9 protein-coding genes are annotated in these 12,907 nt (G+C 71.5%); 6 read left to right on the top strand and 3 right to left on the bottom strand.

All coding sequences use genetic code 11. The annotated features are described in order from the left end of the window. Positions 1 to 22: 22 nt before the first annotated feature. Positions 23 to 1,585 carry a peptide ABC transporter substrate-binding protein gene (locus NQO67_RS06935; RefSeq protein ID WP_255948045.1) on the bottom strand — a complete coding sequence of 521 codons (1,563 nt, stop codon included), beginning with the start codon at positions 1,583 to 1,585 and terminating at the stop codon, positions 23 to 25. A gap of 549 nt (positions 1,586 to 2,134) precedes the next feature. Between NQO67_RS06935 and NQO67_RS06930 the strand changes: the two genes are divergently transcribed. The 3 genes from NQO67_RS06930 (at position 2,135) to NQO67_RS06920 (ending at position 5,968) form a co-directional block, all read left to right on the top strand. Beyond that, on the top strand, positions 2,135 to 3,709 hold the full coding sequence (locus NQO67_RS06930; RefSeq protein ID WP_255948043.1) for a PucR family transcriptional regulator: 1,575 nt from the start codon (positions 2,135 to 2,137) through the stop codon (positions 3,707 to 3,709). Positions 3,710 to 3,825: 116 nt separating this feature from the next. Further along, on the top strand, positions 3,826 to 4,446 hold the full coding sequence (locus NQO67_RS06925; protein ID WP_255948041.1) for an FMN-binding negative transcriptional regulator: 621 nt from the start codon (positions 3,826 to 3,828) through the stop codon (positions 4,444 to 4,446). Continuing rightward, positions 4,439 to 5,968, top strand: coding sequence for an amidohydrolase (locus tag NQO67_RS06920; protein WP_255948038.1), 1,530 nt, complete (start codon positions 4,439 to 4,441; stop codon positions 5,966 to 5,968). The genes NQO67_RS06925 and NQO67_RS06920 overlap by 8 nt, the downstream gene beginning before the upstream one ends. 55 nt (positions 5,969 to 6,023) lie before the next feature. On the opposite strand, the gene NQO67_RS06915 is transcribed toward NQO67_RS06920, so the two are convergent. Continuing rightward, the gene (locus NQO67_RS06915) at positions 6,024 to 7,709 is read right to left on the bottom strand and encodes a M14 family metallopeptidase (protein WP_255948036.1); all 1,686 of its coding nucleotides are present in this window, start codon (positions 7,707 to 7,709) and stop codon (positions 6,024 to 6,026) included. A 270-nt stretch (positions 7,710 to 7,979) separates the two neighbouring features. Here NQO67_RS06915 and NQO67_RS06910 point away from each other — a divergent pair, with 270 nt between their 5' ends. From NQO67_RS06910 to NQO67_RS06900, 3 genes are read left to right on the top strand one after another with little or no spacing between them, the layout of a single operon-like run. Beyond that, a complete protein-coding gene (locus tag NQO67_RS06910; protein ID WP_255948034.1) occupies positions 7,980 to 8,693 on the top strand; it encodes a VIT1/CCC1 transporter family protein in 714 nt (237 codons plus the stop codon). A 4-nt stretch (positions 8,694 to 8,697) separates the two neighbouring features. Continuing rightward, a complete protein-coding gene (locus tag NQO67_RS06905) occupies positions 8,698 to 10,479 on the top strand; it encodes an FAD-binding protein (protein WP_255948032.1) in 1,782 nt (593 codons plus the stop codon). Positions 10,480 to 10,496: 17 nt separating this feature from the next. Beyond that, positions 10,497 to 11,255: an ABC transporter permease gene (locus NQO67_RS06900; protein ID WP_255948030.1), complete on the top strand. Its 759-nt coding sequence runs from the start codon at positions 10,497 to 10,499 to the stop codon at positions 11,253 to 11,255. A 127-nt stretch (positions 11,256 to 11,382) separates the two neighbouring features. On the opposite strand, the gene NQO67_RS06895 is transcribed toward NQO67_RS06900, so the two are convergent. Continuing rightward, complete coding sequence (locus tag NQO67_RS06895; protein ID WP_255948028.1) at positions 11,383 to 12,873, bottom strand: sulfatase family protein; 1,491 nt, start codon at positions 12,871 to 12,873, stop codon at positions 11,383 to 11,385. Between the last annotated feature and the right edge of the window lie 34 nt (positions 12,874 to 12,907).

Raw genomic sequence — 12,907 nt, 5'->3', positions numbered from 1 at the left:
AGGACGGCGGCGGGGCGGGCCCTCAGCGGACGGTGATGTGCGCAAGCTGCACGTCGCCCAGGTAGTCGAGCCGTACGCCGTCGAGGTTCTTCGCGTGCACGGCGCCGGAGACCGGGTGGTAGAGGGGTGCCAGCGGCAGATCGGCCAGCGCGGTGCGTTCGGCCTGCTGGGAGAGGTCCGTGGTGCGGGCCGTGCTGCCGGCGGCAGCGGCTCGGGTGAGGAGGTCCGTGAAGCGGGTGCTGCGGTAGCCGGTGGTGTTGGTGAAGGACGCCGCCGAGAAGAGCTGGTCGGCCTGGGCGTACAGGGTGGGATAGGCGGGGCCCATGTAGAGCAGGAACGGGCCGTTCGTCCTGTGCGCCGCGAGGTTGGGATAGAGCTGGTCGGTGGGCTGCGCCCTGAGCGTGATCGAGGTGATGCCGAGGTTGCTGCGCAGCTGGTTGAGCACGGCTTCGAGCACGGTCTGCATCAGCGGGTCCTGCTGGGTCCACAGGGTCAGGTGCCCGTGCCAGCCGCCGGCCGCGGCGAGCAGTCTCCTGGCCTGCGCGGGGTCGTAGCGGCAGTCGCCGCAGGCGGGTCGCCCGCCACCGGTGACGACGTCGGAGGTGATTCCCGTGGCCGGGTGGGCCAGGTCCTGGAGCAGTGCGTGTGCGACGGCCCTGCGGTTGACGGCGAGGGAGAAGGCGCGACGCAGCCGCGGATCGGCGAACGCCCGGTCCCACAGGGGGAACCCGAGATAGACGACGCTGCCGGTGACCGCTGTCGACACCTGCTCGGGCCGGGCATGGCGGGCCTGGGCGAGCTGGCTGCCCGTGGCGAGCGCGAGGTCCACCGCACCGGCCTGGAAGTTGGTGTAGGCGGTCGCATCGTCCTGGTACGTCTTCACGGTGATGCGCGCCGCGCCGCCCGGCCGGCCCGCGTAGTGGTCGAAGCGGGTGAGGGTCAGTTGCTGGCTGCCCGGCTGGAGACCCGGCGCCGCGACTTCGTACGGTCCGTTGCCGATCGGACGGCGGTCGTAGCCGGCGAGATCCTTGAACGCGGCCTTCGGCATCGGTGCGAAGACCGTACTGGCCAGCGTGTACGGGAAGACCGACAGCGGCTTGGCCAGCGTGACACGCAAGGTCAGCGGGTCGACCACCTGCACACCGGACAGCGTCTTGGCGGTGGGCCTGCCCTTGAGCGGGTTGAGGTCCGCATATCCCTCGATGCCGGCGAAGAGATAGCCGTACGGCATGGCGTTCGGCCCGTACGCGGATGCGTTCCACGAGTCGGCGAAGGACTGGGCGGTGACCGGTTCACCGTTCTGGAACGTTCCGTGCGCCTTCAGCCTGATGGTCCAGTGCCGGTGATCCCTGGACCGTATGGATTCGGCCACCGCATTGCGTACCTTCCCGGACGCGTCGATCCGGGTCAGCGGGGTCCACACCGCGTCCGCGACGCTGCTCTTGCCGGCCCGGCCGGGGGTGAGGTGGGCGACGTACCAGGCCGGCACCCCCACGGTGAAGGAGCCCCCGTCGGGCCCCGCCGTCGCGCCACGGGTGCCGGGTCCGGCACATGCGCCGGACGCCGCCACCAGAAGGGACACCACACCGGCGACAGCCCATTTTCGTATCCCGCGCACGCTTGCCGGACCAGCGAACACGGCCACCTCCAGGGGTCTTACGACCTGGGGGGCAATAGCCCGCGGGCTCCCGGCGTCTGGCACGCACGCTCGCCGCGTTGGCGAAACGTCCACATAGCTCCGCTACGAGGACGCTCCGCCGCCTTGCGATCGCACGCACCAGACGCCGCTCGCTGATCCGCGCTCTATCGCCCCCAGGTCGTTACGGATTCGGGGCACCGAGATTCCCGCACTACCGCAGACCGGACATCGTCGGGGTCCGCAAAAACACCCCAGTGCGTTTGTCGGGCTCCACACGCCGTTCACCGGCGTGAAACACACGGTGACTCGGTGGCCGGACAACTCGCCCGGCGCGCGCGGGAACAGGCCCTGGACGGTGCCGACCAGCGGAAAGAGCCTTGTAGTGCGGGATCGCCGTGTGCTTACGATGACCGCGTGCCGACCAGCTCAGAGCGATCATTTCCAGACATGGCAGCGCCACAGGCACCGGGCTCGGGACACCTCACTCTCCGTAGGTTGCGCGATACGCTCGGCCCCCTCGTCCTGCACGTCGAATGTGCGCCGCACGGCGAGGACGTCACCGTCGGAGGACAGCTCATCCAGGGCCTGCACGAGCCTGTGCCGCCCCTGCCCGAGGGGCTGTTGATGCTGGTCGGCGGCCATGTCGGGGCGGAGGAGACCCGCGAGGCCATCCGGCAGGCCGGGGCGGCGGGCTACCGGACCGTCGTGGTCAAGCCGCGCGGTGGCGACCTCGGTACGGCCGTCTCGGCGGCACGCGAGGCAGGCGTGGCGCTGTGCACGGTGCCGGACAACCTGCCGTGGCGACACTTCGATGCCCTCGTGACCGCGGTGACCGGTGCCCTGGAGCCCGCCGCGGGACGGTACGACTCCGTCGGCATCGGCGACCTCTTCGCGCTGGCCAACGTGATCGCCCACCAGGTGGGCGGCGCCGTCACCATCGAGGATCCGCAGGGGCACGTCCTGGCCCACTCCAGCCTGCCGCACCAGGAGATCGACGACATCCGCCGCAAGGCCATCCTGGGCCGGCAGACGCCGCACCGGGAGGGCAACAGCGACGAGTACCGGCGGGTCATCCGGGCCACCGGTCCCGTCCGGTTCGACATTCCGGCGGCGGATCACACCGATCGGCTGGCCGTCGCGGTCCGCGCCGGATCCCAGCTGCTGGGTCTGCTGTGGGTGCTCGACGGGGACCCGGCCCTCGGCGACGGCGCCGAAGCCGCGCTGGACGAGGCGGCGAAGGTCACCGCGCTGCACCTGCTGCGGGCGCGTACGCACCGCGATCCCGACCGGTGGCGGCGGGCGGAGGTGCTGGGCTCACTGCTCGACGGCGGCCTCAGCGGACGCACCGCAGCCGCCCAACTCGGCCTGTCCCACGAGGCGTCCACGGTCGTGGTGGCCTTCGCCCGGCCGGTGCCCGAAGAGATCCCGGGCCTGGCCGGCGCGCGGATCGTCGACCTGGTCAACCTCTACTGCGAGGCATGGCACCCGCAGGCCCTGTGCACGGCCGCTGGCGGCACCGTGTACGCACTGCTGCCGCTACGCGGTGACGACACCGCGGTACAGCGGATCGTCAGGTTCGCCGAGAACATCTGCGACACCGTGCAGCGCAGTACGAACCTCGCGCTCAGCGCCGGTATCAGCGCGATCGGGGAGCGCCTGGACCAGGTGGCCGCCTGCCGGCGCACCGCCGACCGCGTGCTGCGCGCCCTGGCCGTGGCCCCCGAGCCGGCCGCGGTCGCCACGGTCGACGATGTACGCAGCCGCGTCCTGCTGCTCGAACTGCTCGAACGCGGCGCGCCGGGGGAGGAGCTGGCCCCCGGACCGGTGCAGCGCATCATCGCTCACGACGCACGGCACAGCTCCACCTACGCCGCATCGCTGCTCGCCTACCTGAACGCCTTCGGCGAGGCGATCCCCGCCGCCGCCCGTCTGTCCGTGCACGAGAACACCCTGCGCTACCGCATCCGCCGGATCCAGAAACTGTTCGAGCTCGATCTGGACGACCCTGACACCCGGCTGGCCGCCTGGCTGCAACTGAGGCTGCACGAACTCCACGCCGAGCGGGCATAGTCCTTGTGTGGCGGCCGACAAACCGCCCCCTCGCACATGCGTGATTCCCACGATGTTCCCTGCGTGCCGCCGACTTACGGTCGGGGCCACAGGTCCCTTCCCACCGTGAGGAACACATGCTGGAACAAGACACCTACGCCCTGACGGACCCTGCCGAACTGCGCGCTCTCGTCGCCGCACACGGCTGGGCGACCCTGATCACCGCGGGCGACACCGGTCCGGTGGTGTCGCACCTGCCGGTACTGCCGGACCCCGACACCGAGGGCGTTGCGGTGCTGGGCCACCTGGCCAGGGCCGACGCCGGGGAACACCGTCTGGGGGAGCGCGAGGTGGTGGTGGTCGTGCAGGGACCACACGGCTATGTCTCCCCTTCCATGTACGGTGCCGCTCCCTACGTACCCACCTGGAACTACGTGGTGGCGCATCTGCACGGCAGGCCCGAAGTCCTGGACGACGAGGCCACGTTCGAGGTGCTGGACCGCACCGTCGACCACTTCGAGAGCCGTCGCCCCGCCCCCTGGCAGCTGGCCGGCGTCCCGGAGTACGCGCGCAGCATCGCCCCGTACACCACGGGTTTCCGGCTGCGCCCTGACCGTGTCGTGGGCAAGCGGAAGCTCAGCCAGGAGAAACCGCTCGACGTGGCACTCCGGGTGGCCACCGTCCTCGACGGCGATGACGTCCACCGCAACACGGAGCTGGCAGCTGCGATGCGAAGGGTGCTGATGTCCGGTGAATGACGTGCGAGGGGCCACCGCCGGCAGGCAGCTTCAGCTGCGCAACGTCCGCCTGGGACCACGCGGCCCGCTCGGCTGCGTCACGGTGGCCGGCGGACGGATCGCCGCGATCACCCCCGACGTGCCGGACGGACGCGCCGGCGGTGGTCGCGGTGGTCGCGGTGGCCTCGATGTGTTCGACGCCGCCGGTGGCACGCTGCTGCCCGGCCTGTGCGACGCCCATGTGCACCTGGTGCAGTGGGCGAGTGCCCGCCGCCGCGTCGACCTGTCCGGTGCCGGGTCCGCGCAGGCCGCCGCCCGGGCCATGGCGGACGCCGCCGGCCGGTCGCCGGGCGGCGACCAGGAGCCGCTGATCGGCTTCGGGTTCCGCGACGGGCTGTGGCCCGACCGACCGCACCGCGACCTGCTCGACCGGGCGGGCCACCGGGTTGCCGTCCTGGTCAGCAACGACCTGCACACCGCCTGGCTGAGCGGTGCCGCACTGGCACGCCTGGGGCGCCCTGGCCATCCCACCGGGGTGCTGCGCGAGCAGGAGGCCCTGGACGCCGTGGCCCGGCTGGGGCCGGTTGCCGATGCGGTGGCCGACACCTGGGTCGCCGACGCCCTGACGGCCGCAGCGGCCCGCGGTGTCACCCACATCGTGGACTTCGAGTACGCCGACAACGCCCGGGACTGGACACGGCGATGCGGTGCGGGCCCGCTTGCCACCCGGGTGACGGCGGCGATCTACCCCGACTACCTGGAAGACGCCATCGCCCAGGGCCGTCGCACCGGCGACGTGCTGCCGGACACCGGGGGAATGGTCACCGTCGGACCGCTCAAACTGTTCGTCGACGGCTCCCTCAACACCCGGACCGCGCTCTGCCACGAGCCGTACCCGGGAACACCCTCCGGCGAGCAGGCCTGGGGCATCCTCCAGACCCCGCCGCAGGAACTGGAACACCTCATGGCACGGGCCGCCGTGCACGGCATCCACAGCGCCGTGCACGCCATCGGCGACCGCGCCAACGCCATCGCGCTCGACGCCTTCGAACGCGTGGGCTGCGTCGGCCGGATCGAGCACGCCCAGCTGGTCGCCGTGCACGACCACGCCCGCTTCAAACGCCCCGGACTCGTGCTCGGCGTCCAGCCCGCGCACGCCCCGGACGACCGTGACATCGCCGACCGCCACTGGCACGGCCGCACCCACCGGGCCTATGCGTACGCGGACCTGCTGGCGGCCGGAGCCGTGCTGGAGATCGGGTCGGACGCGCCCGTGTCACCGCTCGATCCGTGGCGGGGCATAGCGGCGGCCGTGCACCGGGGGAGTGAGCACGGGCGCTCTCCCTGGCACCCGGAGCAGGCGATGGACCTGGAGACGGCTCTCCGGGCGGCGGCTGCCGGGCAGGCTGCGGTACGCGTCGGGGACCGGGCCGATCTCGTGGTGACCGCATGCGATCCTGCGGAGGTGTCCCCCGAGGACCTGATGGCCATGCCGGTGCGCGCGACGCTGCTGGAGGGCCGATGGACCCATCGCACTGACTGAGCACGTACCGAAAGGGGGCAGCGGACCTTCCCTCCGTCGCCCCCTGGCCGGTCCGTCAGGTGCCCACCGTGACCTGCGCGGTGGCCGCCCCGGCCCGCGGGTGCCGCACGTGCACCGTGACGCGGGCCCCGGCGGGCGCGGCGACGAGCCACTCGGCCGCGGCGAGGTCCGGAGTGCCCGGCGTGTGCCCCCACCAGGTGGTGGTCGACAGCGCCGCACTGCGCCCTTCGAGCTGACCGAGCTCGACCTGCGCGTCGCCGGCGAGCAGCCGGGTCCCCCCGTCCGTCCGGAGCCGGGCCACCGTGGCGCCGCCGCGCTCGCGACGCAGCGCCTGGTGGGTCACGTACGTCGGCAGCCAGCCGCTGTTGCGCACCACGGCCCTGATCCGGTGTACCCCGGGTTCGACCTCCTCGGACGTGAGGGAGCCGATCTCCAGGCAGGGCGCACACAGCGCCTGGAAGACGACCCATTCCGTGTGCGGGGCGACTTCGCGCTCGACGCGGTCCAGCGGCGGGTTGTACCAGTAATGGATCATGTCCCAACCGCCCAGCTCGACGGGCCCCAGCTGCGGGTGGTCGAAGGGGTACCAGTCGACGAACCCCTGTCCGTCGAGTTCCTTGTCGCTCCATGCGATCAGCTTGAGGTCGTCCTCGACGGGGTGGTCCAGAAGCCAGCAGGAAGGGTGGTACTCCCTGATGCCGGCGGCCCGCTGCGGACTCCAGAACTCGGTGATCCACGAGAATATGCCCAGCTGGTCGTAGTACCAGCCGAGCTGACCGCCGAGAAAGGGGGCGTCCGGGTCGTACTTGAGGTCCTGGAACGACATGACGTCGTACCCGGTCAGTTCCGCTGCCTTGGCACCCACGGTCCGGTACACGTGCTGGTCGGCGTACGGCAGCGTCTCGCCGCTGTTGAGCGGGGGACGCAGGTGCAGGCCGCCGAAGGTGTGACAGGTGACGAAGCCGGTGACGTTGGGCCGGTCCGTCACGGCACGCAGCACCGCCTGCGTCTCGGGCTCGGAACCCGCGAACGGTCCCGCGTTGTCGGGTGTGCAGGGTGCCGTGCCCCAGTCCGTGGGCAGGTTCTGTCCCAGGTCGATGCCCTCCACCGGCTCGGAGACCTCGACCACGTCACCGCGGTACCCCTCGATCTCGCCTTCGAGGAACAGCCGGAAGTACTCACCGCCGACCTCGTCCGGATCGCGCCGCACCAGCAGCCGAGGCTCCTGCGGGCACCGCTTCCACGGCCCGTGGGGATCGGGCCGGCGCATGAACAGCACCCGGCCGTCCCCGTCGACGTCCCGCAACTGGAGCCCGGGCGGGGCCACGTGCCGTGGGTGTGCGCGCATGCTGGAGCGCACGTAGCGGCCCTCGGTCATGACGTGCTCGGTGCCGTCGGGGTTCAGCCGCGGCACCACGTACAGCGTGCGGGTGTCGAGCAGCCGCGTCACACGCTCATCGGTTCCGTACGCGGACAGCACATGGTGGATGAGGTGGAGCGCCGCGTAGCCACCGGTCCACTCCGCCGCGTGGATACCGGCCTCCACGAAGAACGCCGGCTTGTCCCGGGCCGGCCCGGTGTCGGCATTGGTGAGCGTCAGCAGCCAGATGTCCCGCCCGTGCAGGGAGGGGCCAAGACTCTCCAGGGCAGCGAGCGAGGGGCGGTCCGCCACCCACTGGCGCAGCAGCGCGGTGAGTTCGTCGTAGCGGTGGAACCTGTCGTACACCAAGGGCCGGATCATCGCGTCAATCCTTGCAGTCGTACGCCGATTATGGGTTTCCAGGACGGAACAGCAGTGTTTGCTTCCGGGCCTCCCACGTTCTTTGTCGGCGCGCCCAAGATTCCCGCTTCTGCTTCTCGGTCGTCGCCAATCACGTCATGTCGCGGTGAAATCTACGCTGTTCCGCGCAGCAGCGGCCGACCGCCTCAAGTAAAGCAATGCTTACCTAAACAGGCTCGTCAGTCGGGTCGGCCGGGGCAATGGGACATCGAGATTGGACATGTCATGGCAATGACCGCTGAAGCCCCTCCAGCGGAAATCCATCACGCCCACCGTGATGTGACCGGTGGCTGGATGCGGCCCGCCGTCTTCGGTGTGATGGACGGGCTCGTCTCCAACTTCTCCCTGGTGGCGGGCGTACTCGGAGGTGGTGCCGGCGGCCGGACGGTGATCCTCACGGGACTCGCGGGACTGGTGGCCGGTGCCTGCTCCATGGCGACCGGGGAATTCACCTCCGTTTCCTCACAGAACGAGCTCACCCAGTCCGAGATCGCCAAGGAGAAACAGGAACTCCAGCGCCATCCCGAGGACGAGCTGCACGAGCTCACCCTCATTTACCAGGCGAAGGGAGTGAGCCCCTACCTCGCTGCCGATATGGCACGAGAACTGACGGCGGATCCGGAGATTGCCTGGCGCGTCCACGTCCGGGAGGAACTCGGAGTCGACCCGGACGACCTGCCCTCGCCGTGGGCCGCGGCGAGCTCTTCCTTTGTCGCGTTCGCGCTGGGTGCGCTGGTGCCCCTGTTGCCGTTCCTGTTCGGTGCCGCCGCAGTGGCCCCGGTACTGCTCGCCAGCGGGGCGGGGCTGGTGCTGGCCGGCGGTGTCATCGCCCGGCTGACCGGACGCTCCCTGTGGCGGGGTTCCGGACGGCAGCTGCTCCTGGGCGCACTGTCCGCCGCGGTGACGTTCGGGATCGGTCTGCTCGTCGGCACCGGGGTGGCGTAGCGCCGTGTCCCAAGCCCTCCGCCCGCTGCACGTCGCCGTCCTGCTCAAGCAGGTTCCGCCGTACGACAGGTCCGTGCCCCTCGACGAGCACGGCAGGCTGGCGCGCGCAGCCCTGCCCGGCGAGATGAACGCCTGGTGCCGGCGGGCGCTGACGCGTGCGGTGCAGCTTGCCGAGGCGTCCGCAGGGCACGTCACCGCACTGACCATGGGGCCACCGGGCGCGCTCGACGTGCTGCGGGAGGCCCTCGCCTGCGGAGCGCACAGCGCCGTGCACCTCAGCGACCCCCGGCTGGCCGGTGCCGACTGCCTCGTCACGGCCCACGCCCTGGCCGCGGCGCTGCGCACCCGGGGCCCCTTCGACCTGGTCCTCGCCGGCCACAGCAGCACGGATGCCGCGACCGGGGCGCTCGGACCGATGGTGGCGGGGCTGCTGGAATGGCCGTTCCTCGGGCCGGTCATGGACGTGGACCCGAGGGACCACGGGCGCGGCCTCGAAGCCCGTGTGCAGGAGGAGTCCCAGACGGTGCACGCCCGGGTCGAGCTGCCCGCCGTGGTGTCGGTCGCAGAGCGTTCGTGCCGGGCGGCCAGGGCGGATCCGTCCGGGTGGCCCGAGGGCACCCGGATCACCACGGCCGGCCTGGCCGAGCTGCCCGGGGCACGGACGGCGGCGGCCAGCCCCACCCGCGTGCTCGGTGTCCGGCACGCGCGGCCGGGCCGGCGCCCGCTCCTGATCAAGGGGGGAACCGATCGGGCCGGGCGCATATGGGAGTTGCTCACGCAGCGCCTGGCACAGGCGCCGGACGAGCCCGGTGCCCTGCTCCTCCCGCAGCCACCCGGCGGTGCGGTCACCCGTCCGTACGTCCTGGCCGTGACGTCCGGGACACCAGGACCGTCGGCTCGTGCCCTGCTGGGCGCGGCATCGCTGATCGCGGCCCACGGCGGCGGACGGGTCGTCGTGGGGTGCGCGGCGCCCGATCCCGAACTGCTCGCCTCGTGGGGCGCCGACCTCGCCCTCGACCTGACCGGCGCCGCCCCGCGCCCCGCTGCGGACGCGCTGGCAGCGTGGCTGGACGCCGCCGGCCCGCCGCACGCGGTGCTCGGCGGCGCCACCGCATGGGAGCGCGAGCTGCTCGCACGCCTGGGCACGCGCCTTGATGCCGGACTGCTGAGCGACCTCGTCGCACTGCGCGCCGACGACGCCTCGGGTCGGCTCATCGGGACGAAACCGGTGGGCGGCGCCCTGGCGGACCTGGTGGCCGACGGCGCGGTCACGGTCGCGACGCTGCGGACCGGAGCGCTGCCGCTGCCGGCACCCCGCACACCCCACCGGATTCCCGTCCTCGGCCTCGACGCGGGGGACGATCCGGCTCTTCGGGTGCTGAGCCGCGTTCCCGCCGACGGCCATGACGCGCTGGAGCGCGCACGGGTCGTCATCGGCGTCGGCGCGGGAGTACCGGCCGACGCCCTCACGCACCTGGCGCCCCTCCAGGCACTGCTGGGCGCGGAACTGGCAGCGACCAGGAAGGTGACCGACACCGGAGCCCTGCCGCACAACCGGCAACTCGGCATCACCGGAAGGGCCATCGCTCCGCGGCTCTACGTGGCGATCGGCATCTCCGGCAGCCAGGACCACCTGGTGGGCGTCGAGCGCGCCCACACGATCGTCGCGATCAACAACGATCCGTCGGCGGCCATCTTCGAGCAGTGCGACATCGGCGTGGTTGCCGACTGGCGGGAGGCCGTGACACTGCTGACCCGTGCGGCCCACCAGGCCGCCGCGCGCTGAACCGAGAGGAGTCCGACATGCTGCTTCCCGTCAACGCCGTGCTGGGTGTGGTGATGGCCGTCCTGCTCGCCGTCGCCGTCGGCGTCGCCGCATGGGCCCGGTTCGGCGATGCGCGGGACACGCGCCGCTACTGGCGCGAGATCGTCACGGCCGGACTGCGCGCCGCGGTCCAGCTCGCCGTGGTGTCCCTGGTGGTGGGCGCCGTGGTGCACATCGTGCCGTTGCTGCTGTGCTTCGTGGCCGTCATGTTCTCCGTCGCCGCCTGGACCGCCGGTCGGCGCATCACCCGCAACGCGACGTGGCGCTGGGCAGCCGTGCCCATCGCCGCCGGGGTGCTGCCCGTGCTCGCGGTGCTGCTCCTGACCGGTCTGCTGCCGCTACGCGGAATCGCGCTGATCCCGGTGGCGGGCATCCTCATCGGAGGCGCTCTCACCGCGACCGTGCTCGCGGGGCGGCGGACGCTTGACGAGCTCGCCCAACGCGCGGGTGAGGTCGAGGCGGCCCTGGCCCTCGGGTTCATGGAGCGGGATGCCCGTCTGGAGATCGCCCGCCCGGCTGCGTCGGACGCCCTCATACCCGGCTTGGACCAGACCCGTACGGTGGGCCTGGTCACGCTGCCCGGCGCGTACGTGGGCATGCTGCTCGGCGGTTCCTCGCCGGTCCAGGCGGGAGCGGTTCAGCTGTTCGTCCTCGTCGCGCTGATGGCCGTCCAGGGCGTGGCGACCGCGTGCACGCTGGAACTCGTCGCGCGGGGCCGTATCACGGCGCCGGCCTGAGCAGCGCGTTCCGTGGCCGCGGGCCAGGGTCACCGCACGGTGCGGAGGTTGGCGGCGGTGCCGCGCAGGACGGTACGGCGTGACGAGGGAGGCCGCCGGGTGCCCTCGCCGCGGTGGATCGGTGCGGTCATGCTCCGTCCTCCTCCGAGGTGCGATACCAGTTGTGTGGGGGTCGTCTGGGTTCGTAGACCCCTTTCGGCAGGTCGTCGGTGAGCCGGACCGACCAGCGGTGCAGTCGCTGCATGAGATCGGCCTTGACCTTGCGCAGGCTCGGATCGTCCCAGCGGTTGTCCAGCTCCATCGGATCCCTGTCGAGGTCGTACAGCTCACCGACGTCGGCGACATGCTCGTAGAGCTTGTAGTGGTCGTGCCGGATCATCCGCGACGAGCCGCTCTGGGTCACGCTGTTCAGCTCGTCGTACCTGGTGCCTTCGTAGGGGAAGTGCAGCGGAGGCCGGGCGTCGTCGGGGTAGGGCAGGCCGCCGTAGCCGCGTTCGGTGACGATGTCGGCGAACTCCGCGGCCGGGTAGTCGACGCCGGTGAGGATCTGCCACAGGCTGCGGCCCTGGACACCCAGGGGGATGGGGCGGCCGACCGCGTCGCACACGGTGGGCAGGATGTCGGCGATCGAGACGAAGTCCTCCGTGTTGTCCTGGGTGGTGACGCCGCAGCCGTGCACGACCATCGGGATGTGCGCCAGGACCTCGGGGATGCCGGCGCCCTTGCGCTGGAGGCCGTAGTCGGCGGCGTAGTCACCGTGGTCGGCGAGGAAGACCAGCAGGGTGTTCTCCCACAGGCCCTGCTCCTTCAGGTGGTCGACGAGCCGGCGCACCTGGTCGTCGATGAGGCGGAGCATGCCGCAGTAGGTGGCGCGGTAGCGACGCCAGAGCCTGTCGTAGCCGGGGCGCTTCTCCTCCACCAGGTCCCGCAGCCACTTGTAGGCGCCGCCCTTGGCCTGTGCGGCCTCGGGGCCACAGGACCGGTCGGGGATCTCGTCCTCGTCGAACAGCGAGAAGTACGGCTCCGGCACCTGGTACGGATTGTGCGGTTCGGGCATCGACACCCAGGCGAAGAACGGCTTGTCGGGGTCCCGGGCGTCCACCTGCCGGATGGTGTCCGAGACGATGCGGTGCGCGTACTGCAACTCCACCGGGAACGGGGTGGGTGCACTCGTCGGGCCCATGTCGATGGAGTTCAGCCAGTTGGCGAAGGCGCGCTGCTCGGTGGTGGTGTCCGGCCCGCTCGTGTGCCCGTACGGACCGGAGAAGGCGTCGAAGTACTCCGCCCTGTTCCGGTACATGTGCGTCTTGCCGGCGTAGAACAGCTGGTAGCCGGCGCCGCGCAGCACATCGAGCAGGTCGTCGCCGCGCGACACCTCCAGCGGGGTGGAGTTCTGCCGTACCCGGTGGGTGCTGGGCCATCTGCCGGTGAGCAGGCTGGTGCGTGCCGGGACGCAGGCCGGGGCGGTGGTGTACGCGCGGCGGAAACGGGTGCCCTGGGCGGCGATCGAGTCGAGAAAGGGCATGGTGTCCAGGTCGAAGCCCATGCCGGCGGTGAAGTCGGCGCGGAGTTGGTCGGTCATCGCGAAGACGATGTTCGGAGCGGTCGGGCAGGTCACGGTGTCCCCTTTCCGGTAGGAGAACGTGATCGGA

It is taken from the genome of Streptomyces odontomachi, assembly GCF_024435355.1.
In the GTDB taxonomy this organism is placed as follows: Bacteria; Actinomycetota; Actinomycetes; order Streptomycetales; family Streptomycetaceae; genus Streptomyces; species Streptomyces odontomachi.
This window is presented reverse-complemented; position numbering and strand designations above follow the sequence as displayed.